This is a genomic window from Alcaligenes sp. AB3 (genome assembly GCF_031844565.1).
GTDB lineage: Bacteria > Pseudomonadota > Gammaproteobacteria > Burkholderiales > Burkholderiaceae_B > Alcaligenes > Alcaligenes faecalis.
The window spans coordinates 1-1,639 of sequence record NZ_JAUZVM010000022.1 but is presented as its reverse complement, the minus strand read 5'-3'; the positions used below and the strand labels follow the sequence as shown (position 1 = coordinate 1,639).

1 protein-coding gene is annotated in these 1,639 nt (G+C 57.0%); it reads left to right on the top strand.

Features of this window, described 5'->3' with window-relative positions; translation table 11 throughout:
• Positions 1-1,639 (top strand): Ig-like domain-containing protein (locus Q9R35_RS18655; RefSeq protein ID WP_311220255.1); only part of this gene is annotated, 1,639 nt, incomplete at both ends.

Below are 1,639 nucleotides of genomic sequence, written 5' to 3'. Positions count from 1 at the left end.
TACCGACGAGAAGCCGTACGACGTAGACGTAACGCCTCCCGAGGCCGACATCACTATTAACGTGATTGCTGAAGATGACATCGTCAACAAGGCTGAATCTGAAGCCGACGTGGCCATCTCCGGTACGGTTGGTAAAGACGTTAAAGCAGGTGACACCGTCACCATCACTATTGGCGGCAAAGAGTTCACCACGACGGTTAATACCGACGGCAAAACTTGGAACTTGAATGTTCCAGGCGTAGACCTGCTTGGTAACGCTAAAGTTGAAGCCAAGGTTACAACTGAAGACGAAGCAGGCAACTCCGCTTCCGCTAACGCAGAGCGTCCATACGACGTTGATACCGATCTGCCCGAAGCCGCCATCACGATCGACACCATTGCCGGTGACGACGTGATCAACAAGGCTGAGTCCGAATCCGACGTGACCATCACCGGTACCGTGGGTAAAGACGTCAAGGCTGGCGACACTGTCACTGTGACCGTGAACGGCAAGGATTACACCACGACCGTTAATGCTGATGGCAAGACCTGGAACGTGGACGTTCCTGGTGCTGAGCTGGCTGCTGATTCGAACGTACACGCCAAGGTTGAGACGGAAGACGCGGCCGGTAACCCCGCCAGTGCTGAAGCTGACCGTGGCTACGGTGTCGATACCGACCTGCCTGAAGCTGCCATCACGATCGACACCATTGCCGGTGACGACGTGATCAACAAGGCCGAGTCCGAGTCCGACGTGACCATTACGGGTACGGTTGGTAAGGACGTCAAGGCTGGCGACACTGTCACCGTGACGGTCAATGGCAAGGACTACACGACCACTGTTAACGCTGACGGCAAGACCTGGAACGTGGATGTTCCTGGTGCTGAGCTGGCTGCTGATTCGAACGTACACGCCAAGGTTGAGACCGAAGACGCAGCGGGTAACCCAGCCAGTGCTGAGGCTGACCGTGGCTACGGTGTCGATACCGACCTGCCAGAAGCCGCCATCACGATCGACACCATTGCCGGTGATGACGTGATCAATAAGGCTGAGTCCGAGTCCGACGTGACCATTACCGGTACCGTGGGTAAGGACGTCAAGGCTGGCGACACTGTCACTGTGACCGTGAACGGCAAGGACTACACCACGACCGTTAATGCTGATGGCAAGACCTGGAACGTGGACGTTCCTGGTGCTGAGCTGGCTGCTGATTCGAACGTACACGCCAAGGTGGAAACGGAAGACGCGGCTGGTAACCCAGCCAGCGCTGAGGCTGACCGCGGCTACGGTGTCGATACCGACCTGCCTGAAGCTGAGATCGCTATTAATGTGATCGCTGAAGATGACGTGATCAACAAGGCTGAGTCCGAGTCCGACGTGACCATCACCGGCACCGTAGGTAAGGATGTGAAGGCCGGCGATACCGTCACTGTGACCGTGAACGGCAAGGGCTACACGACCACCGTTAACGCTGACGGCAAGACCTGGAACGTGGACGTTCCTGGTACCGAGTTGGCCCAGGACAGCAATGTTCACGCCAAGGTTGAAACGGAAGACGCAGCGGGCAACCCCGCTTCGGCTGAAGCTGACCGTGGTTATGGTGTCGATACTGATCTGCCCGAAGCCGCCATCACGATCGACACCATTGCCGGTGACGAT